The sequence below is a fragment of the Chryseobacterium sp. HR92 genome, from assembly GCF_045689405.1.
Classification (GTDB): domain Bacteria; phylum Bacteroidota; class Bacteroidia; order Flavobacteriales; family Weeksellaceae; genus Chryseobacterium; species Chryseobacterium viscerum_A.
The window spans coordinates 3,598,803-3,621,564 of record NZ_CP139139.1; the positions used below are offsets into that span (position 1 = coordinate 3,598,803).

A 22,762-nucleotide genomic window follows, 5' to 3' on the forward strand; every position below is an offset into this window, starting at 1 on the left:
AAAAAATCAGAAAATATCACAAAACAATAAACAAAAACAAATAAAAGCAGCAATAAAATACAATAAAATCAAACGTTTATTTAATTTTAACAGATATTTCGCAATACATTGAAAAATAATAAAACACTAATAATCAAAGATTTAAATTACTATATAATTAAAATAGACTTCAGAATATTTTTCTATTCATTGCAAAAAAGCATTTAAAATTTTTCATAAATATTCTCAATATGTAAACAAAAAAAAGAGTGACCTAAGCCACTCTTTTTAAATAGTATATTTTACTTTAATTTAAATAGAACTCATATTTATTCAATAACTGAATTTCTTTAATCAAATCTCCATTCAGATCTACCGAATGCTTCATAGACTGCACTTCGATATGAGAGTCATCCTCAAGATTTCTGATAAAGAACTTCAGCTTTTGATTTCCTTTATTTCTATCAAGCACCGTTCTGAAAAAATCCAGATCTTCAGCTCTTACATCCATAACGTCCATGACCAAAGATATACTCTTCGCAAACCTTTCAAATGCTTCCTGTAGTTCTATCACATCATTTACATTAACGAAGACTCTTCCATCCTTCACCTGAGCAAATTTTATTTTGAAAATTACAAATCTCTGAACCTCCAGCTTCTCCTTCAGCCTCATATAATCCCTGTCTCCCAATCTGAATGAATAGGATCCAGAATAATCTTCCAGCGTAACAAAAGCTACTTTTTCACCGCTTCTGAAACCATCTTTTACCACATATTCCGTAATCAGACCAGCGACAGTATATTCTTTTCCGCCACCACCGTTTTCTCTTTCTTTCTGTAAAGTTTTCCAGTCTTTTTTCTTTTCTTCAAAAAGTTCTTCCTGTTTATTGGCGAAAGCCTGTTCTTTATAGGCATCCACTTCATCAAGATTCAAAAAATGAAAAACCCCTTTTGGTTCAGCTTTTTTTATAACTTCTTCTATAATCTCCTCTTCTTCACCGGCAACGATGTCATCAGAAACAATTTCTACAAGATCAGCAACCTCATCAATAGAATCTTTTTCCAAAATAGGAGCTTCATCTATAACTACTTTTTCCTCATCCTTTTCCAACACCGCCTTTTTAGAAAGCTGCCCCTGCATAAACTGATATTGGTATTTAAATTCATCCAAAGGGTGTGCAGAAAGATAGAATCCTATCGTTTCTTTTTCTTTATTAAGTTTATGCATGTTTGGCCATTCCGGGCATGGTGCCAGTTTCGGCTGCTCAATCTGAACTTCTTCTGCAAAATCCGCAAAAAGAGAGTGTTCCATTTCATTTTTACTCTCCTGAAAGCTTTGTCCGTATCTGATCAATCTTTCAAGATTTGTTCTTCCAGCCATATCAATATCAAAATACTGACCTCTATGGAAAGAATCCAATTCATCAAAAGCTCCTGCAAGCACCAAACTTTCCGCTACTCTTTTATTCATTTGCGAAGGCAGAATTCTTTCAAAAAAATCATAAATATTTTTGAATCTTCCGTTCGCTCTTTCCCGTGTAATTCCTTCACTCGGACCTTCTCCAATCCCTTTGATTGCTCCCAATCCGAAACGGATCTGTCCTTTTTCGTTTACAGAAAATTTATATTGAGATTCATTCACATCCGGTCCTAATACATCCACTCCCATACTTTTACAATCCTCCATAAACATGGTAATTGAATCCGTATTGTTAATGTTATTACTCATCACACTTGCCATATATTCCGCAGGGTAATTGGCTTTCAGATAAGCTGTCTGGTAAGCAATAAATGCGTAGCAAGTGGAGTGAGATTTGTTGAAGGCATATTCCGCAAAGGCTTTCCAGTCATTCCAGATTTTCTCCAGCCTTTCTTCATTCAGATTGTTTTTCCTACCTCCTTCAATAAATTTCGGGTACATTTTATTAAGAACATCGATCTGCTTTTTACCCATCGCTTTTCTCAAAGTATCGGCTTCACCTTTTGTAAAATTAGCCAGCTTCTGAGACAAAAGCATTACCTGCTCCTGATAAACAGTAATCCCGTATGTTTCTTTTAAGTACTCTTCTGTTTCAGGTAAGTCATAAACGATCTCTTCAATTCCGTGCTTTCTGTTGATAAAGTTTGGAATGTATTTAATCGGACCCGGACGATACAAAGCATTCATTGCAATAAGGTCGGCAAAAACCGTTGGCTTAAGCTCCCTCATGTATTTTTGCATCCCGGGACTTTCATATTGGAAAATTCCTACTGTTCTTCCTTCTTTAAATAATTGATAAGTCTTCGTATCATCAAGCGGAATAAGATCCGGATCAATATCTATATCATATCTTGCTTTCACCAGCTTCAATGCATCTTTAATGATCGTCAAAGTTCTCAACCCCAGGAAATCCATCTTCAGAAGACCTGCACTTTCCGCCACGGAGTTATCAAACTGTGAAACCAGGATATCCGCATCTTTTGCAGCAATAGTCACCGGAACCAGATTACTTACATCTTCTGGTGTAATAATCACCCCGCAGGCATGAATACCGGTATTTCGGATACAGCCCTCCATTTTTTTTGCACTCGCAAGTACATCATGACGGGCATCATCCGGACTGTTCAGAACATATCTCATTTCATCAACAAGCATCTGTTCTTCCGGTTTTAATTTATCATATTTAGATAAAGCTTTTGCAATGTTCATCCCCGGACTTGGCGGAATTAATTTTGCAATATTATTGGTATCAGGAATCGGAACATCCAGCACCCTTCCCGCATCTTTAATTGCAGATTTCCCTCCTAAAACCGAGTACGTAATAATCTGAGCTACCTGGTTTTTACCGTATTTTTCAACTACCCATTTAATGATTTTATCACGTCCCTCGTCATCAAAGTCAATATCAATATCCGGCATAGAAACCCTTTCCGGATTCAAAAATCTTTCAAAAAGCAAATCATATTTAATAGGATCCACATTGGTAATTCCGGTACAGTACGCTACGGCAGAACCTGCAGCAGAACCACGGCCCGGACCAACCCAAACGCCCATTTTTCTTGCTTCATTACAAAAATCCTGTACAATCAGGAAATAACCAGGGTATCCTGTATTGGCAACTACTTCCAGTTCAAAATCCAAACGTTCTTTAATTTCGTCTGTGATTCCGGTATCTGCATATCTTTTTTTCGCCCCTTCATAGGTTAAATGAGTCAAATACGCCATTTCACCCCGTTTCCCTCCATCAATATCATCTTCAGCATGAATAAATTCTTCCGGAATATCAAATTTTGGAAGCAATACATCTCTTTTTAATGTATAGGGTTTGAATTTTGCAGTGAATTCTTCATAAGCATCAAAAGCATCAGGATAAGCTAAAAAAGCTTCTTTTATTTCATCAGAATTTTTGATATAATATTCTCCTGTAGCCAATCCTCTTCTCTTCCCAAAGCCTTTTCCGACAGGAGTTGTCAATTTTTCACCGTCTTTGATACAGCTTACAATATCCTGAATATTAGAATCATCTTTATTGGTATAAAAAGTTTCGTTCTGTGCTAAAATCTTAACATTATATTTATCTGCAAAATGCAGTAAAACGTCATTTAAATGCTCTTCTTCAGGCAGTTTATGATTTTGGATCTGTACATAAAAATCATCTTCAAAAGTATCTTTCCACCATTTGAAAAGCTCCTCTCCTTTTTGTTCACCGGTATTTAAAATAGCATCCGGAACATCTCCCAGAATTCCGGAAGTCAGAGCAATTAACCCTTCTTTATATTCAGCAATCAATTCACGGCTGATTCTGGGAACTCCAAAATAAAATCCTTTTAAGAATCCAATACTTGAAAGTTTTGCTAAGTTTTTATATCCTTCAAAATCTTTCGCCAGCAAAACCACCTGTGTTCTTCTGTCAGGATCATCTTTGGTAAACTGCTTCTGTTCGTAACGGTCTGAAATATAAAATTCACAACCCACAACAGGAATTAAAGGTTCCGAAACAGGTTCAGCCTCATTAAATTCTTCTCCATTTTCTTCGGCTTCCTGTTTTTTTGTTAAATATTCTTTATGTTTTTTTGCACGGTCACCATTTGCACCTTCAATTGCTGAAACAAATTTAAAAGCGCCCATCATATTTCCCAAATCCACCATTCCAACGGCAGGGAAATTATCATCCGTAGCTTTTTTAATTAAATCATTAATACTGGAAGTGGCCATTAATGTTGAGAAAACACTATGATTGTCAAAATTGAAATATTTACCAAGATCAATTTCATCAATACTTCCGAAATCCTGCTGCTTTTTCTTGTTATGAAAATCCGCAACCTGCCTTCTGATAACAATATTAAAAGGTTTTATCGGATCAGGATAAAGGCTCTTGAAATATGCAAGCTGATCCTCAGAAATCTTCAATGTTTCTGCGGGAACAACTCCTATTCTTATCATTTCAAAAAAAGCTCTTGCCGTAGCATTTACGTCGGCAGCAGCATTATGCGCTTCATCAAACTTGCTTCCATAAAGCTTTTCGTAAAGTTCTTCAAGTTTCGGAGATTTGTATCTTCCACCCCTTCCTCCGCCTAACCGACAGAAGTCGGTTCCCAAAATCATGGTATCCGCTCTGGGTTTTTTCTGTAGGTTATCTTTAAGGTTTTTTCTGTAAAATTCTGCTCCTACGATATTGTAATCGAATTCCACATTATGTCCGGAAACGACTCTTACTCTATCTAAAACTTCAGCAAATTCTTTTAAAATTTCTTCAAGGTCACGTCCTTCTTCATTGGCAATTTTCGTTGTAATTCCATGAATACGGGCTGCATTGAAGGGAATATCATACCCTTCAGGCTTTATTATATAATCCTGATTTTCAACTAAATTCCCATCATCATCATGTACCTGCCATGCAATCTGAACCATTCTTGGCCAGTTTTCCGAATCTGAAAGCGGAGCGTTGAAATTTTTTGGTAAACCGGTTGTTTCTGTGTCAAAAATTAAATACATATAATGTTCTAACTTTTTAATAAAAAAGAGAATGTAAAGTTACTTCATTTTTTCCAATTATTCTTTTAAAGCAGCAATACATATAATCAATTGTACAGCTACAATGAAAGAATAACAGAATAATTACGTGAATAAGTCCATAGATTTAAAATTCAGGGATTATTATGACAATAATTTCCATTATATGCTTCCAAAACACCATAAAAAAAAACTACTTACTTATCATATTCGTAAAATAAAATAAATGAAAATTTGAAAATATAATTAACGAAATAAACGAAAATGCAATTAAATTGCATTAACGAAGATAAGTATCCATATTATTTATACATTTGAAAAACACAACAATTAATAAATAATAAAAATTATGAAGAAAATCTTTATTTCGATCAGCACTTTAATTATTTCATTAGCAAGTGCTCAACAAAGTAACGAGAAATTAATGAATGAGTTTGAAAAGCAAAGAATAGAAAACAATAAAAAGTTTGACAATTATGTTGAAAAATTAAAAAGAAACAGAAAGGATGAAACCCAAAAGGCTCCAAACAAACTGTTAGAAGAAATTACAAAGAATATTGAAAACAAAAAAAGCAGCGTTGCAGGATTTACTCCCGACGGATCCCCTTATTTTCAAAAGTTAAATGATGTAAGACAGATTAAAAACTCTAATGCTGACCAAATTCAAAATGGACAAATTAATGGTTTATCAGGTTCATTCAATGGAGAAAATATCAAGTATACTGTTTTTGATGGCGGCCGTGTTTTAGAATCTCATCAATTATTCAATAATTTGCCAAATCGGATTATCAATAAAGAGAATCAGGATAGTATAGCATATCATTTTCACGCAACTGCCATATCAGGATTTATAGGAGCTAAACCTTATAGTCTTACAAAAACTTTTTATAATCCAGATGGAAGCGTAAATGCTACTTTCAATAATTTAAATCTTGCAGGAGTAGCAAAAAGCTCAACAATAGATTCCTATTTTATGAACGCTTCCACCCTTCCAGGAAACACAACTCAAAGTAATATTTTTCAAAAGATATTAATTGCCCAACCTAAAATCTCAAATCATTCATATGGAATCACTGCCGGATGGGAACCTGTAGAAGTATCACAGGGCCAATATGCTTTAGTATGGCGTGGAGCATTCTCAAGCCCAAATAACTCAGCTAACTTAAATGGAACATACTTTGCAGAAGATCAAAATTACGATAAAATTGTATATAGTAATCCCTCCTATATTATAGTAAAAGCTGCAGGAAATGATTATGGAATGGGGCCCACAGCATATAATTTTTTACCTGCTTTTTATCTCAATAACAGTGGGCATCCGGTTCAATTTTCTTCTACCGATACTAAACCAGCAGACAACTGTTCTCAAGGTTATGATTGTATAGGTATAGGTTCGTTAGCAAAAAACATTATTGTTGTTGCTAATAATACCGTCATTAACAATAATGAAAACAGATATACAGCATCTGCTGATGTCATTCATTCTGCCAGCAGCAGTGCAGGTCCGAGAGACGATGGCGGTATAAAACCAGATATTACAGCAACAGGAACAGATGTTGTATCTGCCAGTGTAAATAGTGCAAATCAGGAAGATTATGAATATGGAACCGGAACATCATATTCAACACCCATTGTTACTGGAATCATTGGACTTTGGGCACAAATCAACCAACAGCTTTTTGCCGGTACCGAACTTAATGCAGCTTCAGCAAAAACATTAATGGTTCACTCCGCATTAGAAGCCGGAAATATTGGCCCGGATCCACATTTCGGGTGGGGTTTAATTAATGCAAAAAAAGGAGCTGAACTGCTGGTAGGAAAAGCCAATAATTCTGTTATTTTCAGCGACCAGACACTAGTCAGTGGAACAGCATATACAAAAACCGTCACGGCTTCAGGAACCGAGCCCCTGAAGGTTACCATCTCATGGATTGATCCTGCATATAATGTAAATACAAATACGACATGGGCAGAAGCATATAATAATAAAAATTCAAGATTAGTCAATGATCTGGATCTAAAAATCACAGACACCACTACCAACACCGTGTATTATCCATGGAAATTGAATGCCAACAACCCAATGACTCCGGCTACCAAAGGAGACAATACTGTAGATAATGTGGAACAGGTTGTGATTGACGCTCCAGTTGCAGGAAGAACTTATAAAGTAGAAATCACCAATAAGGGGACACTTAAAAACGATTCAGGTGGAAATGCTCCTCAAAACTACTCTATTATTGTAACAGGATTTACTGAGTTATTAGGTACTAAAGAGGCAGCAAACCCTCTTAACAATCTGGCAATTTCTCCTACGATTACGAAAGACTTTACAAACATCCTGAAAGCACCTAAAAAATCCACTTTTAGTGTGTATGATCTTACAGGGAAAAAATTACAAAACGGAATCATCAACAATGACAAAGAACAGATAGATTTATCTACATACACTAAAGGAATTTACATCATTGAAGTAAAAACAGACAAAGATGTTATTTCTAAAAAAGTGATCAAGGAATAACCTATATAGACAAAGATTTCACACAGGATACTAACAACTGCTAGTATCCTGTTTTTTTTGCATATTAACTTTCATTCCACAAAAAATCCTCAAGATAAATCACCAACTTCTATTACCCCCCTGATACATTAAAAATTGGCATTGTGAGTTACAATTAGGCTTATTTTACTGATTTTCAATCTATCTATAAAACGACCATACAACTTAAACCATTCCTGACCAATTTTCCGAGTTTGAAAGCGGAACGTTATATTTTTGACAACCGGTTGTTTCTATTTCAAAAATTAAATACATATAATGTTCTAACTTTTTTATAAAAAGAGAGTTACTTCATTTTTCCCAATTAATATTTTATGTTAAAAACACAAGAAAACAGCAATATTAAAAATAACAAAACATGTACATCTTATTAAAAAAATAAACAATCAAAACAAACATAAAATAAAATATTAAAATATTATTAAAAAAATTAGAATTATTTACCAAAACTAACTAGTTATCAGTTTTTTGATATAAATTTGACTAACTATAATTTTTACAATTTATTACTCAAAAATGAAGAAACAACTACTTTTAATCAGCACATTAGTTATTACATTAACAAGTGCACAAAACAACGAAGAATTAAATAGAAAATTAGAACGACAAAGAATAGACAACAATGAGAGGTTTGATTCTTATGTATCTAAACGATATGGCTCTAACAAAACTCCCGAAGTTTCAAAAGAGATCGAGCAGCAAAGAACCAATCTGGCAGGTTTTTTACCTGATAACAGACCTTATTTTTTTCAAGCTCACGACATGGATCAGATTAAAAACTCCAATTCTGATTTTTTACAAGGAGGAACTATTACAGGTTTAACGGGATCGTTTAATGGGGAAGGTATTAAGTTTACCATTTTCGATGGAAGCACCTCATCCGGCGTAGCAAGAGTATTTGCTGGTCACGTTCTTTTTAACAATCTGCCTAATAGAATAACGAATAAAGAAAGCAGCACTGTCAACTACGGTGATCATGCAACAGCTGTTTCCAGTTTTATTGGCGCAAAAAATTACCCCTACACCTTTACATCTACGAATGGCACAACAAGACAGGTTAATTTCAAAGGGATTGCACCCAACTCTACAATAGATGCTTATGCTTTCGGAACTTCTATATTGGATGGAGAAACAGTACAAAGTACAGTATTTCAAAAAATTATTAAAGCCCAGCCTAATGTTTCCAATCATTCTTATGGAACCAATCAGGGATGGGCAGACCCTCAACTGATTAACAATGAACCTTCATGGGTATGGAATGGAGCCTTTACCAGTCCGAACACCTCTTTTGACGCTCAGGGAACTTATCATACAAATGACCGTGATTATGACCAGATTGTATACAACAACCCTTCATATATCATTGTAAAATCTGCCGGAAATTCATTTGGTGGCGGGCCTAGTGCTGCTACAAGTACTTATAAAAAGTATTACAAAGACAATTCGGGTAACTTAGTTGAGTTCACGGCTAATGACACATTACCTCAAAACAATTGCGCACAGGGATATGACTGTATAGGAATTGGTTCTTTAGGTAAAAATATTATTGTTGTAGCTGCTGCTGACAGAATTACAACTAATGACGGAAGATATACCGCTTCTTCAGATGCTATACATTCCAGCTACAGCAGTGCAGGACCAAGAGATGACGGAGGTATTAAACCGGATATTACCGCTGTAGGAACAGACGTTGCCAGTGCTTGGACTGATAATAATGCCACAGGAGGAAGTAAAGTCACTATAGGAGACGGCACTTCTTATTCAGCTCCCGTTGTCACAGGAATAGTAGGTCTTTGGACTCAAATTAACAAACAATTGTTTTCCGGAAGCTTACTCAATGCTGCATCGGCGAAAACCTTAATGGTACACTCAGCAAAAGAAGCAGGTAACATAGGTCCTGATCCACAGTTTGGCTGGGGCTTTATTGATGCTAAAAAAGGAGCTGAACTTCTGGTTGGAAAATCTAACAATAGTATCATTTTCAATGATGAAACCTTAAATAGCGGGGTTGCCAATGTAAAAACAGTAAAAGCATCAGGCTCAGAACCATTAAAGGTGACCATATCCTGGATAGATCCTGAGTTTACCAACTTCACAAATCAATGGGGAAATATTTACAATAACAGAAACTCTAAACTGATCAATGATCTGGATCTAAAAATTACAGATACCACTACAAACACCGTGTATTATACATGGAAACTGGATGCCAACAACCCAATGACTCCGGCTACCAAAGGAGACAATACTGTAGATAACGTGGAGCAGGTTGTCATTGATGCTCCGGTTGCAGGAAGAACTTATAAAATAGAGATCACCAATAAAGGGATACTTAAAAATAACTCAGGCGGAAATGCTCCTCAAAACTATTCTATTATCGTAACAGGATTTACTGAGCTATTAGGAACTAAGGACACTGCAAACCCTCTTAATAATCTCGCAATTTCCCCTACGATTACGAAGGACTTTACAAACATCCTGAAAGCACCTAAAAAATCTACTTTCAATGTATATGATCTTACAGGGAAAAAATTACAAAACGGAATCATCAGCAATGACAAAGAACAGATAGATTTATCCACATACACCAAAGGAATTTACATCATTGAAGTAAAAACAGACAAAGATGTTATTTCTAAAAAAGTGATCAAGGAATAACCTATATAGACAAAGATTTTTTACAAAATACTAACAGTTGTTAGTATTTTGTTTTTTTGTGTATATTTGCTTCCTATGGAAAATGCACTTCACGAAAAAGTTTCTCAGGATATATTGCTCAAAGCGTATAATCACATGATGCTGGCCAAAGCAATGGCTGATATTTACGAAGAAAACAGAAATATCTGTAAATACGTTCATAGTACTTCAAGAGGCCACGAAGCTATACAGCTTGCAACAGCCTACCAGCTAAAGAAAGAAGACTGGGTTTCTCCTTATTACAGAGACGAAAGTATTCTTTTAGGAATTGGTTTTGAACCCTATCAGTTAATGCTTCAATTACTGGCTAAAGCTGATGATCCTTTTTCAGGAGGAAGGTCTTATTATTCCCACCCTTCAAGCAGGGACGAAAACAAACCCAAAATTGTTCACCAGAGCTCCGCTACGGGGATGCAGACTATCCCTACTACAGGAATAGCTCAGGGAATCAAATACATACAGGACTTTAATCTTCAGGAGTTCGAAAACAACCCTGTTGTTGTGTGCAGCCTTGGAGACAATTCTGTTACAGAAGGTGAAGTGAGTGAAGCTTTACAGTTTGCCGCATTACATCAGCTTCCTATCATATTCCTGGTTCAGGATAATGAATGGGGAATTTCCGTAACAAAGGATGAGGCAAGAACCTGTGATGCTTATGATTTTGTAGCAGGATTCACCGGATTAAGCAGAATGAGAGTAGACGGAACAGATTTCGTGGAAAGTTTTGAAGCTATGAAAAAAGCGGTGGATTTTGTAAGAACCGAAAGAAAACCTTTGGTTGTCTGCGCAAAAACTGTATTGATCGGGCATCACACTTCCGGAGTAAGAAGAGAATTCTATAGAGACGAAGAAGATTTAACAAAACATAGAGCTAAAGATCCGGGAGAAATTCTTAGAAAACATCTACTGGAAACAGGAACTGATGAAGATCTTTTAAAGCAAATCACTAAAAAGGCCCGCCTTGAAGCAGAAGAAGCTTTTGAAAAAGCTAAAAATGCAGAAGATCCGAAACCTGAAACCGTAATGCAACACGTTTTTGCACCTACTCCAATTACAGAGGAAACAGGAACACGTGAACCCGCCAACGGAGAAAAAATTGTAATGGTAGATGCTGCTATCCACGCGATACAGGAATTGATGTGGAAACACCCAGAAGCTCTTCTTTACGGGCAGGATGTAGGAGAAAGAATTGGTGGGGTTTTCCGTGAAACAGTAACGTTAGGAAAAAAATTCGGAAGCAAAAGAGTATTCAATACAGCGATTCAGGAGGCTTATATCATTGGATCTACAGCTGGGATGAGTGCTGTGGGACTGAAACCAATTGTTGAAGTTCAGTTTGCAGATTATATTTATCCGGGAATCAACCAGTTAATCACAGAGATTTCAAAATCAAGCTATTTAAGTGGCGGAAAATTCCCTGTAAGCAATATCATCCGTGTACCGATCGGGGCATATGGAGGCGGCGGCCCTTACCACAGTGGAAGCGTTGAAAGTATTTTAGCCAATATAAAAGGAATCAAAATAGCATATCCAAGTAATGCAGCCGATTTTAAAGGATTATTAAAAGCAGCTTATTATGATCCGAATCCGGTAGTAATGCTTGAGCACAAAGGATTATACTGGAGTAAAGTTCCGGGAACCGAAGATGCTAAAACAATAGAACCAGCTGAAGACTATGTTCTTCCGTTTGGAAAAGGAAAAGTAATCATTGAAGCTGATAAGGATGAAACTGAAAAAGGCAGAACCTTACTAGTAGTTACTTACGGAATGGGAGTTTACTGGGCGAAAGAAGCTGCTAAGAATTTCAACGGAAGAGTTGAGGTGATTGACTTAAGAACTTTAATTCCTCTTGATGAAGAACTTGTTTTTGAAAGAGTGAAAGCTCATGGAAAATGTATCGTTCTCACCGAAGAACAGCTTAACAACTCTTTTGCAGAGGCTTTCGCACACCGTATCTCTAAAAACTGCTTCAAGTATCTTGACGCACCTGTAGAAACAATGGGATCGCTGGACGTACCTGCTGTTCCGATCAATCTGGTACTGGAAAAAGAAATGCTTCCAAATGCTGAAAAGCTCAGCAGTAAGATTGAAGAAATGCTGAAATATTAATTCTATATAAACTTAAAACCTCTGAAAATTTTCAGAGGTTTTTTTATGCAATTTTTTCACTACTTTTATTTAAGATTATCAATCTCAATTCTAGACCATTATAAACCAGAAAACTTAATTATCCATTACCTGATAGACATTACAAAAGCAAAACACATCAAAGTTTGGTATTTATTTTGTCTCTACACGCAAAACACATTCATTCTTATGATCACAACCAAATACGTCAATTATAAACAGGTTCTCAATCTTGCCGGTGTTCATCTTATCCTCATCTCTATCTGGTGTACATTGATTGCTGTTTTCTTTTATTTCTTCAACTGGCACTGGATGACGATTCCCTGGGTTCCTGTTGCACTGATTGGTACAGCAGAAGCGTTCCTTGTGGGCTTTAAAAATAACCAGGCGTATGACAGACTTTGGGAAGCCAGAAAAATCTGGGGTGGCATTGTGAATTCCAGCCGTTCGTTTGCATCTATGGTGTATGCCTTTGATACCAAAAATGAAAAAATTGGTGTTTTTGATCTTGAAGACCGTAAAAAAAGAATTGTTTATCGTCATATTGCGTGGCTATACACTTTCCGTGAACAGCTTCTGGTTCCTACAGAATGGGAGCATATCAGTACGGAAAATAATAAATTCGGGAATATTAACCTGAGAAGAAACAGATTGATTAAAGCCGGGTTTCCGGATTACGGAAGAGCCCCTATTTTCCTCCACAAATATCTTTCGGAGGAAGAATATGAACTTAAAAATGATTATAAAAATTTTGCCACTTACCTGGTATCTCAACAGGCAAAAGACATCAATGAGCTGAAAAATATGGGAGCCATTACGGAATTCAACCAGACTCAGCTGCAGAACGCCTTGAATGAATTCTATAATTTTCAGGGACAGGCAGAAAGAATCAAAAAATTTCCTTCCCCAAGACAGTTTGCCAGTACAGCCTTTGTTTTTAACATCCTGTTTATCATGCTTCTTCCTCTGGGATTAGTCAATGAGTTTGCAAAACTTGGCGATTGGGGAATCTGGACTTCTATTCCATTCTGTATCATCATCGGATGGATCTACATTATCATGGAACTGGTGGGAGATTATTCTGAAAACCCTTTTGCAGGATTAATGTTTGATGTTCCTATGCTTTCTATCTGCCGAACAATTGAAATTGATCTTCTTCAGATGAGCGGAGAAACAGACCTTCCTGATCCTATTTCTTCTAAAAATGGTGTATTGGTATAATTTTTCACTTATCCTTTTTAATAAAACCGAATTTCAGAATCTTTCTAAAAAATAAAAATATTCGGTAAAATATATTTTAAAAGTTCATTGTTTTTCATAATTTAGAGGCATTGAAAGCATTGGCTATGTTGATCCATCCGGATAGATTTGGCTTGTACTTTTTTCATCAGCTAATAATTTATCCCTTCTTTTTAAACAATGAGATCCAAGCAAGTACTGCAGGTTTTGACTATGCTATGTCTTACCTTATTCTGCCCTAAAGTGAATTCACAGGTTGCCTTTAACAAAGAATTACCGAAAGAATTTACAGACCAGTTTACCAAAGAAATCACTGATAGCATTCCTTCTCTGGGATCTTTTATGGTTTCGCAAAACAATAAGATAATTTACGAACACTATTTTCACGGAGCCAACAAAGAGACCATCTTCAGTATAAAATCTGTTACCAAAAGTATTGTCTCTGTTCTGGCAGGTATTGCACAGGATAAAAACATCCTACCCAACCTCAACACTCCGGTTTTAAAAATTCTTCCGGAATACAATGTCTCAAGGAGCAGATTTAAAAATATTTCCAACATTGAAGGAAAGGTAACTCATGATTCCATTAGAAATACATTAACATTAAAAAATCTACTGACCATGCAAGGTGGTTTTGACTGGGTTGAAAATTCAAAAATCTCAACAGCGATGTCTTTTTCCGGTGATCCCGTAAAATTTGTACTGGATCTGCCTTTTGAAGAATATCCGGGAACAGTTTTTAATTACAACAGCGGTGAAAGCCATCTTTTTGGGGCTGCTTTGGCAAAAATTGTAAAAACGAATCTGAAACAATTTGCTGCAGAAAATCTTTTTAGACCTTTAAAAATGAATATTCCTCGATGGGATACGGATTCAATGGATAGAAACTTTGCAGCTTCAGAGCTTTTTATGAAACCTGAAGATCTGCTGAAATTCGGTATTATGATTCTGAATAACGGAAAATTTAGCGGCAAACAGATCGTCTCTTCAAAATGGATTCAGGAATCTACAGCAGAGCATGTAAAACTGGATTCCTGGGATGTAATGCCGGATGCCAACGGATATGGCTATTACTGGTGGCGAAGGAAGACCAACGGACATCAGGCTTTCGTAGCAACAGGTTATGGCGGCCAGCTCATATGCGTCATTCCAGACTTAAAAATGGTTATTGTGACCACCTGTTTTTTGAATGATAAAAACAAAGGCAGAACCGAGATTAAAAAACTTCATTATTTCATTGATAAAATGACAAAAGGAGATCTATAACAACCAATATAAAACTAATACCAATTGAAGAACACAAAATTCTATTTAGCTTTTACTTTAATCTTTATTGTAAACCTGTCTTTCGCGCAGTCCTCCGAAAACATCAAAAACGTAAGAGAAAAACAGTTAAAAATACAAAATCAAAAGGAAGATTTAGATTTTAAAAGAATGGAAGAAGAACTCAAAGTAAAGGGCAAAGATTCAGGGCCCTTTACATACGGTGTATTTCCTTATCCTATCTATGACAGTATTCAGAAAGACGGCTTTAAAGGAGTGGGAACACTGGGAAATTTTTTCGGATTAAAACTTCAGGGCAAAAGGATTGTCTATACAAGTTTTCTTGAAAACAACTGGGGAACTCTAAATTCACATAAGGTCAAAAATAAAGACAGAGTATTCTTTACGATTCTTGTTCTTACAGATTTCATTGATGACAAAGAATATACATCCAGTAAAATGAATATTGTCTCAAGGAACTTTCCGGATGTAATCGGGCAAGGATTTATAAAGACTTCTGATAACAGAATCGACTTCTCAGCCTTCACCACTCTTGAAAAGGAAGACTTTGCCATTGTAAACATGAAACTTTATCATCTGAAATATGGCAATATCATTTTGATTACCCCACAGAAAGACGGAAGCCTCCGAAGCATACAGATCAATAATACAACTGATCTGACCTCTGAAACCTTAAAATCATATCTGGAACAGCTGATACAAAAGCCGGAAGTAACAGCTTTTTTTATTAATGAAAAAACGATCTGAACCGATCGTTTTTTATCATAAGGTAGTCCAATAATCTATAATACGATCGCCGTTGTATTTTTTACTTCAGAAATCATAAATGAGCTGTGTGTGCTTGCGATGTGCTGAAGCGTCGTAAGTTTTGTCAGCATAAAACTGCGATAATCTTCAATATCTTTTACGCCTATTTTAAGGATATAATCATAATCACCGCTTACATGAAAACACTCTGTCACTTCCTGCAGATCCATCACCTCCTTTTCAAACTGAAGTACAAATTCTTTTTTATGCTGGCTTAATTTCACATGACACAGAACGATAAAATTTTTCTTAACTTTGCTTTTGTCCAGCAAGGCTACATATTTTGAAATAACGCCTGAATTTTCAAGCTTTTTCACTCGCTCATAAACAGCTGTAACAGATAATCCAAGCTTCCCGGACAACTCTTTGGTGGTTTGTTTGCAGTCTTCCTGTAGAAAAAACAAGAGTTTCTTATCAGTTTCGTCAAGTTCCATAGATATTTTTTTGGTAAAAGTTTAATAATATCGAAGATACTAAATATTTTTTCTAAATAAACAATATTTTACAGTTTTATATTCTATAAATTCAAATTTATGTTGTAATAATTAGCAAATTAGTGCAAATTGTGACAATAAAATAAAAACAAATATTTATGGAAAACTTTAACGCAGCCAACGAGATCCAGGATCTTCAGTATTTTGGTGAATTCGGAGGAGTGAATCCTTCTATCTCTGACAGCTCTACCTATACGTTCCTTTCTGCAAAGACTATGTTTGATACTTTTGAAGGAAATGCGGAAGGATGCTACCTGTATTCCAGACATTCATCCCCGATGAACCTTTATCTGGCTCAGGCTCTTGCCAAGATGGAAAACACTGAATCTGCTAACGTTACAGCATCCGGAATGGGAGCTATTACTTCTGTTTTGATGCAGGTATGCAAAAGTGGAGACCATATTATTTCAAGCAGAACCATCTACGGAGGAACTTATGCTTTTCTTAAAAACTTCATGCCTCAGTTTAATGTAGCAACCAGCTTTGTTGACATCAACAATTTTGAGGCTGTAGAAAATGCAATTACTCCCAATACTAAAGTGATCTACTGTGAAAGCGTAAGCAATCCACTTCTTGAAGTGGCAGACCTTAGAAAACTTTCCGAAATCTGTAAAAAACACAATCTGAAACTGATTGTAGACAATACCTTCTCTCCTCTTTCGATTTCGCCGACAGTATTCGGGGCAGATGTTGTAATCCACAGTTTAACGAAATTCATCAATGGAAGCAGTGATACTGTAGGAGGTGTATATTGTGCAACACAGGCATTTATTGACGATACTAAAAATGTAAATTCCGGAGCATGTATGCTTCTTGGACCTACTATGGACAGCTTAAGATCATCAAGTATCCTAAAGAACCTTAGAACATTACATATCAGAATAAAACAACACAGCCACAACGCGATGTATCTTGCTGAAAGGTTTGAGGAAGATGGCTTAAAGGTATCTTATCCGGGATTACCATCACACAAGAACCATGAATTAATGAAAAGCATGATTCATGAAGAATACGGATACGGAGGATTACTGACTCTGGATGCAGGCACAACAGAAAAGGCGAATGAACTGATGGAAATTATGCAGGCAGAAAACCTTGGCTACCTTGCAGTAAGCTTAGGGTTCTATAAAACCTTATTCTCATGCTCAGGAAAATCTACTTCATCTGAAATTCCAGAGGAAGAACGTGCTTCCATAGGGATTTCCGACGGATTGATCAGATTCTCCATCGGCCTTGACCACGACATTAAAAGAACTTACCATAAAATGAGGGAGTGTATGCTGAAAGTAGGTGTTCTTAACCACCATGAAAACATTTCTATATCCTAAATTTATTATTGTAAAAAGGCTGTTTCGTTTGAAACAGCCTTTTTTTATTTTGGTTTAAATTACAGCTTCTGATTTGGATTCCTACGGAAAATAATAAGCGTTGTGTATAATATTTTCTACTTAATAAGTAGTGAAAAACAATTCAAAAGGAGTGGGCTTCAGCCCATTTATCAAAGAAACAAAATCCTCCAACAGCTTTAGCCAAAACTTAAAATTACTTCTTATAATAATGATGTGGAAAAGCTTCCTCGGGTTTCATTCTGAAAACATTCAGTAGTATCCAGGATTTTAAAAACCCATATCCATAAGAAAACATCTGAATATAAGTGGAAATAACTGCCATACCAGCAATACCGATATTTTTAGTCAGTAATAAAGCGTGAAACAACACCAAAAAGGTATACAATCCGTAAAAAGAAAGGATAACCCCTCTTCCCATTATAAAATACTCAAGAAAGCCCATTCCGTATCCTAGCATAAATAAAGTAGGAAACGCAAAAGAAATCTTCACATAGTTAGGGTGTCTCTGATTAAGAATTGGTCTTGCGCAACCAAACTGATAAACTTGCTTGGAAAATTTTCCAAAATCAACTCTACGTTTATGATATACGGCAATATCATCAAAAAAAGCAGTAGTAAAACCGTTCTCCCAAAGGGTCATGGAAAGATCCGGATCCTCACCTATTCTCATTTCTGAAAATCCACCTACTTTTTCAAAAACAGCCTTTTTCACACCCATGTTGAAACTTCTGGGCTGGAATTTAGAAACAGCTTTCTTACTTCCCCTTATTCCTCCGGTAGTAAAAACAGAAGTCATAGAATAAGAAATAGCCTTCTGCATCAGATTAAACCCTTTATGCGCCTTATCTGCTCCTCCAAACGCGTCACAAGGAATGGTAAGAATATCGTTTTTAATATGTTCAATATAATCCTTTTCAACGATGACATCACTATCTACAAATACCAGCCATTCATTCGCTGCTCTTGCCGCACCGTAATTTCTTGTCAATCCGGGCCCTGAGTTATCCTTTCTGAAATATTTAATATCTAAACCCTGTTCAAAGTTTTTTATGGTAGGTTTCAGATCAATCAAAGAACCATCATCTACGATAATGATCTCGAACTCCTTATCTGTCTGCTGGGTAAGAGAGGTCAGCAGCTCAAAAAGTTCATCTTTTCGGTTGTAAATGGCAACGACAATGGAAATAGTAGGCTTCAAATTGAAAATTTTTCAAAATTACTTATTCACAGAACAACCTACAAACAGTTTAACAGCTTATTCAGAGAAATTAACGATATATAATTCTATTTGCTTTAATACATGGAGATTACAAATGAAATTCTGAGCCAAGTTATTTGACATTTTAAACAAAATGAAGACAGGGAATCCATCCTAATTTTGCTATAGAAATTTAAAACAACAAACAAAATGGAACCAACTATCAGCTCATTGCAGCAACCTATTCAATCTGGCTTTAATGCGTTTTCAACAGCTCAGGAAGTTATTCAGGGAATTGATCTTACCGGAAAAAACGTTATCATTACGGGAGGATACGCAGGTATCGGCCTTGAAACCACAAAAGCCCTTACTTCAGCCGGAGCACATGTTATTATTCCAGCCAGAGATATTGAAAAAGCAAAGAAAAACCTTACAGGAATTGAAAATTTTGAACTTGAAAAAATGGATCTGATGGACCCGGCATCTATTGACGTTTTTGCAGAAAGATTTATCTCGTCCGGCAGAAGCCTGGATCTTCTTATTAATAATGCAGGAATTATGTGGGTTCCTCTCCGCAGAGACGCCAGAGGGCTTGAATCTCAACTGGCAACGAACTATCTGGGACAGTTTCATCTTACCGCAAAGCTGTGGCCGGCTCTGAAAAAAGCAGATGGAGCAAGAGTCATAAGTGTTTCATCCTACGGACATCAGATGGCTCCATTTAATTTTGAAGACCCCAATTTTCAGAAAAGAGATTATGACACCCTTTCAGGATATGGCCAATCCAAAACAGCCTGTAATTTATTTGCGGTAGAGCTTGATGAGAGAGGAAAAGAATTCAATATCAGAGCTTATTCCCTTCATCCGGGTTCTGTATATGGAACTGATCTGGGAAGAGAAGAACCTATTGAACTTTTTAAACAGCTTGGAACCCATGATGAAAACGGAAATATCAAACCGGAAGTGGAAGCAAGACTGAAAACCTTATCACAAGGAGCTGCAACAACAGTCTGGTGTTCTGTAAGTCCTCAGCTCAACGAAATAGGTGGAGTTTATTGTGAAAACTGTGATATTGCAGAGATCGACAGAGGACAGATTGAGCACAGGTTTGATGAGCCGGCTACCATCCGTGGAGTACAGCCTTACTCTATTGACAAAAAAAATGCTGAACAATTATGGAAACTGAGCGAAGAGATGTTAGGATTCAACTTTGAAACCAAATAAGTGTTTTTTAAATACATTTGTAATGAAAAAATTTTGACAATGGATTTCCAGATACAATACCTCACACCGGATATTAAGCTTTCCAGCTATGATGACAAGCTGTTCAAAACGGAAACGGTTTTTGAATATCATATGCTGGTATGGTTTATATCAGGGGAAACGAAAATTATTCAGGCCGATAAAACCTATTTGTTCAAAGCCGGAGATATTTTTCTGATCCCGAGGAATCATCTTGCCACGATTATCAATTATCCAAAGGACGGGCTTCCTCATAAAGCAGTAGTAATGCACCTTACCACAGAACGGTTGAAAGCATTTTACAGCACTGTAGATAATCAAAAGAAAACAGGATATCGGGAATCCAGTATTTATAGCTTTAGCAGTCATCCGCTTCTGAACAGCTGCCTTGCCTCTCTTATTCCTTATTTTGAAATGGAGGGTTCTCTTCCCGAAAATATAGCTCATTTAAAGATCACTGAAGCCATCAGTATTTTAAGGGAAATTGATCAGAATATAGATGCTGTCCTGGCTGATTTTGATGAGCCGGGAAAAGTGGATATGATAAGTTTTATGGAAAAAAATTATATGTTCAACATGCCTTTGGAACGATTCGGGTATCTGACGGGAAGAAGTTTATCAACATTTAACCGTGATTTCAGAAAGATTTTTCAAACCACTCCACAGAGGTGGCTTACTCAAAAGCGTCTTGAACTGGCCTATTATCATTTATCTGAAAAGAATAAAAAACCTTCCGATGTTTTTCTGGAAGTAGGCTTTGAAGACCTGTCCCATTTTTCACATGCCTTTAAAAAACAGTATGGTTTTGCTCCGTCACTGGCACGATAAACAAAATAGGTTGTACACATTTGTACAACCTATTTTTATTATTTCGATTAAACTAATAATCTGTTACACTTATTTTTTCTGTGAAACATCTGAATCTTTTGATTCTTTCTTTTGAGATATTACATTATGATTCAGAGCCTTTTTTTTAGGTTTTGAAACTGATGATTTTGATCCGGAACTAAACAGGCCGAATGCATCCAAAACTATATCAAATATATCAAAAAAATTCCAGGACATTTCTAATCGCTATTTATCTTCCAATTTATGCATTTTCTTCGCTCCTTCATACTATTTTGTCCTTTTTATATAAACAATCCCGACCTAAAGTAGAGATATAATACTGCAGAAATTAAAAAAACAATTACTGAACAGCTGAAAAGAATCAGTTTAAACAAGGTTTTAAAATAATAAAGTTCCAAAACATGCAAAATAAAAAATGCTATACATGAAATACCAATTCCTATTAAAGAAGCTATCACTAAAGTTTGTGTATAATTTTGTGCAGGTAAAGGATCTTTAAAAACAATAAAAAAAGAAAATGCTGCCAATACCAAAGCTACAGCACTTACTTTCTCTGTGAAGTATTTTGATCTGTTAGATACTTTCTTTTGAGGTTTCTCATCGTAATTCAGGCTCTTTCTGTCAGAACTTGAACGCGATGATCCCGAACCAGACTGAAACAATCCGGATACACTAAATAAAGTATCTAACAGATCAAAAAAACCTCCTAACATTTTTCTCGTTATTTATCTTCCAGCTTATGCACTTTCTTCGTTCCTTCATACATTTCGTACTGTAAAAATCTCGTTTCCAGCTTTCCGTTGAAAAGTTTGATTTTTCGTGAAGGTCGTAAACCGATTTTCTTCACGGCTTCAAGATCAGAAGAGATCAGCCATGCTAATGTATTTGGATAATGGGTCTTGAAGGTATCTCCGATTTTCTTGTAGAAATCATCATCATTAATGGAAATTCTCTCATCATACGGAGGATTGAATACCATTAATAACGGGAACAATTCTTTTTTGGAATCAAAGAAGTTCTGTTTCTTAATCTCGATAACGTCTTCCATTTCTGCTGCTTCTACATTCATTCTTGCAGCATTCAGCATTCTTGCATCAATGTCATACCCAACAATTTTTCCATCAAATTGTCTGACTCTGTTAATTCTGAATTCTTTAATTTTCGAGAACAGTTCTGCATCATAATTATTCCAGTTCTGGAATCCGAATCTCTTTCTGAAAATCTGAGCCGGAAGATCCATCGCGATCATAGCCGCTTCAATCAATAATGTTCCGGAACCGCACATAGGATCAAGGAAATTACCTTTTCCGTCCCAGCCTGCCAGCTGAAGCATTCCGCTAGCCAGAACCTCATTGATAGGAGCTTCTCCCTGTTCTCTTCTGTACCCTCTTTTAAACAAAGGATCTCCTGAAGAGTCCATTGAAATCATCACCAATTCTCTGTCAATATGAAGATGGAATTTGATATCCGGATTTCTTGTTTCTACATTCGGACGTCTTTTGAATTTTTCCTGAAAATAATCCACGATGGCATCCTTCATTTTTAAAGTCACAAACTGAGAATGTTTGAATGTTTCTGAGTTTACCGTTGCATCAATAGAGAAAGACTGATCAACATCCATGAAGTTTTCCCATTCAAATTTGAATAGTCTGTCATAAAACTGATGCTGGTTGAAAGCCTTAAACTCATGAATCGGCACTAAAATTTTCAATGCTGTTCTCGCAGAGTAATTGATCTTGTAAAGAAAACCAAGATCTCCTTCACAATTTACCGCTCTGTTTTTAATTTCAACATTTCTTCCGCCCAGTTTTTTGATTTCTTCTGCCAGAATCTGCTCCAATCCGAAGAATGTCTTTATCTGTATTTTAATATTTTCTGTATCCATAAGTATGAATTAAAAGATTTAAAGTTTTAAAAATTAAAAGATTAGCTATCCAACTTCTT

The 22,762-nt window shown here is 36.1% G+C and carries 14 protein-coding genes; 9 read left to right on the forward strand and 5 right to left on the reverse strand.

Going from position 1 to position 22,762, the window contains the following annotated elements; all coding sequences use genetic code 11:
• Nucleotides 1–286 precede the first annotated feature (286 nt).
• Nucleotides 287–4,954 carry a DNA polymerase III subunit alpha gene (gene dnaE / locus SFA27_RS16025; RefSeq protein WP_407293473.1) on the reverse strand — a complete coding sequence of 1,556 codons (4,668 nt, stop codon included), beginning with the start codon at nt 4,952–4,954 and terminating at the stop codon, nt 287–289.
• A gap of 367 nt (nt 4,955–5,321) precedes the next feature.
• Between dnaE and SFA27_RS16030 the strand changes: the two genes are divergently transcribed.
• The 6 genes from SFA27_RS16030 (at nt 5,322) to SFA27_RS16055 (ending at nt 15,626) form a co-directional block, all read left to right on the forward strand.
• Nucleotides 5,322–7,493 carry a S8 family peptidase gene (locus SFA27_RS16030; protein WP_407293475.1) on the forward strand — a complete coding sequence of 724 codons (2,172 nt, stop codon included), beginning with the start codon at nt 5,322–5,324 and terminating at the stop codon, nt 7,491–7,493.
• A gap of 555 nt (nt 7,494–8,048) precedes the next feature.
• A complete protein-coding gene (locus SFA27_RS16035; RefSeq protein WP_407293477.1) occupies nt 8,049–10,190 on the forward strand; it encodes a S8 family peptidase in 2,142 nt (713 codons plus the stop codon).
• A 75-nt stretch (nt 10,191–10,265) separates the two neighbouring features.
• A complete protein-coding gene (locus tag SFA27_RS16040) occupies nt 10,266–12,338 on the forward strand; it encodes a thiamine pyrophosphate-dependent enzyme (protein ID WP_407293480.1) in 2,073 nt (690 codons plus the stop codon).
• A 207-nt stretch (nt 12,339–12,545) separates the two neighbouring features.
• Nucleotides 12,546–13,577, forward strand: coding sequence for a bestrophin family protein (locus SFA27_RS16045; RefSeq protein ID WP_407293482.1), 1,032 nt, complete (start codon nt 12,546–12,548; stop codon nt 13,575–13,577).
• 198 nt (nt 13,578–13,775) lie between these two features.
• Nucleotides 13,776–14,861, forward strand: a complete 1,086-nt coding sequence (locus tag SFA27_RS16050) for a serine hydrolase (RefSeq protein ID WP_047377022.1) — start codon at nt 13,776–13,778, stop codon at nt 14,859–14,861.
• 24 nt (nt 14,862–14,885) lie between these two features.
• Nucleotides 14,886–15,626 carry a hypothetical protein gene (locus SFA27_RS16055; protein WP_407293484.1) on the forward strand — a complete coding sequence of 247 codons (741 nt, stop codon included), beginning with the start codon at nt 14,886–14,888 and terminating at the stop codon, nt 15,624–15,626.
• Nucleotides 15,627–15,661: 35 nt separating this feature from the next.
• On the opposite strand, the gene SFA27_RS16060 is transcribed toward SFA27_RS16055, so the two are convergent.
• Nucleotides 15,662–16,120, reverse strand: coding sequence for an Lrp/AsnC family transcriptional regulator (locus SFA27_RS16060; protein ID WP_047377024.1), 459 nt, complete (start codon nt 16,118–16,120; stop codon nt 15,662–15,664).
• Nucleotides 16,121–16,278: 158 nt separating this feature from the next.
• Between SFA27_RS16060 and SFA27_RS16065 the strand changes: the two genes are divergently transcribed.
• Nucleotides 16,279–17,508 carry an aminotransferase class I/II-fold pyridoxal phosphate-dependent enzyme gene (locus SFA27_RS16065; protein ID WP_407293487.1) on the forward strand — a complete coding sequence of 410 codons (1,230 nt, stop codon included), beginning with the start codon at nt 16,279–16,281 and terminating at the stop codon, nt 17,506–17,508.
• Between the two features lie 214 nt (nt 17,509–17,722).
• Here the strand turns inward: SFA27_RS16065 and SFA27_RS16070 are convergent, their stop codons facing one another.
• The gene (locus SFA27_RS16070; RefSeq protein WP_407293489.1) at nt 17,723–18,727 is read right to left on the reverse strand and encodes a glycosyltransferase; all 1,005 of its coding nucleotides are present in this window, start codon (nt 18,725–18,727) and stop codon (nt 17,723–17,725) included.
• A gap of 210 nt (nt 18,728–18,937) precedes the next feature.
• Between SFA27_RS16070 and SFA27_RS16075 the strand changes: the two genes are divergently transcribed.
• Entirely contained in the window at nt 18,938–19,951 is a 1,014-nt protein-coding gene (locus SFA27_RS16075; protein ID WP_407293491.1) for an SDR family NAD(P)-dependent oxidoreductase, read from the forward strand.
• A 39-nt stretch (nt 19,952–19,990) separates the two neighbouring features.
• Nucleotides 19,991–20,797, forward strand: coding sequence for an AraC family transcriptional regulator (locus tag SFA27_RS16080; protein WP_264518498.1), 807 nt, complete (start codon nt 19,991–19,993; stop codon nt 20,795–20,797).
• A gap of 302 nt (nt 20,798–21,099) precedes the next feature.
• Here SFA27_RS16080 and SFA27_RS16085 read toward each other — a convergent pair whose 3' ends face one another.
• Both SFA27_RS16085 and SFA27_RS16090 read right to left on the reverse strand, forming a co-directional pair.
• On the reverse strand, nt 21,100–21,531 hold the full coding sequence (locus tag SFA27_RS16085) for a branched-chain amino acid ABC transporter substrate-binding protein (RefSeq protein WP_407293494.1): 432 nt from the start codon (nt 21,529–21,531) through the stop codon (nt 21,100–21,102).
• A gap of 8 nt (nt 21,532–21,539) precedes the next feature.
• Nucleotides 21,540–22,703, reverse strand: a complete 1,164-nt coding sequence (locus SFA27_RS16090; protein ID WP_047377029.1) for a class I SAM-dependent RNA methyltransferase — start codon at nt 22,701–22,703, stop codon at nt 21,540–21,542.
• Nucleotides 22,704–22,762 lie beyond the last annotated feature (59 nt).

Coding starts and splice junctions, on each gene's coding strand:
- dnaE (WP_407293473.1), bottom strand. CDS start 4,954: ATGTATTTAATTTTTGACACAGAAACAACCGGTTTACCAAAAAATTTC.
- SFA27_RS16030 (WP_407293475.1), top strand. CDS start 5,322: ATGAAGAAAATCTTTATTTCGATCAGCACTTTAATTATTTCATTAGCA.
- SFA27_RS16035 (WP_407293477.1), top strand. CDS start 8,049: ATGAAGAAACAACTACTTTTAATCAGCACATTAGTTATTACATTAACA.
- SFA27_RS16040 (WP_407293480.1), top strand. CDS start 10,266: ATGGAAAATGCACTTCACGAAAAAGTTTCTCAGGATATATTGCTCAAA.
- SFA27_RS16045 (WP_407293482.1), top strand. CDS start 12,546: ATGATCACAACCAAATACGTCAATTATAAACAGGTTCTCAATCTTGCC.
- SFA27_RS16050 (WP_047377022.1), top strand. CDS start 13,776: ATGAGATCCAAGCAAGTACTGCAGGTTTTGACTATGCTATGTCTTACC.
- SFA27_RS16060 (WP_047377024.1), bottom strand. CDS start 16,120: ATGGAACTTGACGAAACTGATAAGAAACTCTTGTTTTTTCTACAGGAA.
- SFA27_RS16065 (WP_407293487.1), top strand. CDS start 16,279: ATGGAAAACTTTAACGCAGCCAACGAGATCCAGGATCTTCAGTATTTT.
- SFA27_RS16075 (WP_407293491.1), top strand. CDS start 18,938: ATGGAACCAACTATCAGCTCATTGCAGCAACCTATTCAATCTGGCTTT.
- SFA27_RS16080 (WP_264518498.1), top strand. CDS start 19,991: ATGGATTTCCAGATACAATACCTCACACCGGATATTAAGCTTTCCAGC.
- SFA27_RS16085 (WP_407293494.1), bottom strand. CDS start 21,531: ATGTTAGGAGGTTTTTTTGATCTGTTAGATACTTTATTTAGTGTATCC.
- SFA27_RS16090 (WP_047377029.1), bottom strand. CDS start 22,703: ATGGATACAGAAAATATTAAAATACAGATAAAGACATTCTTCGGATTG.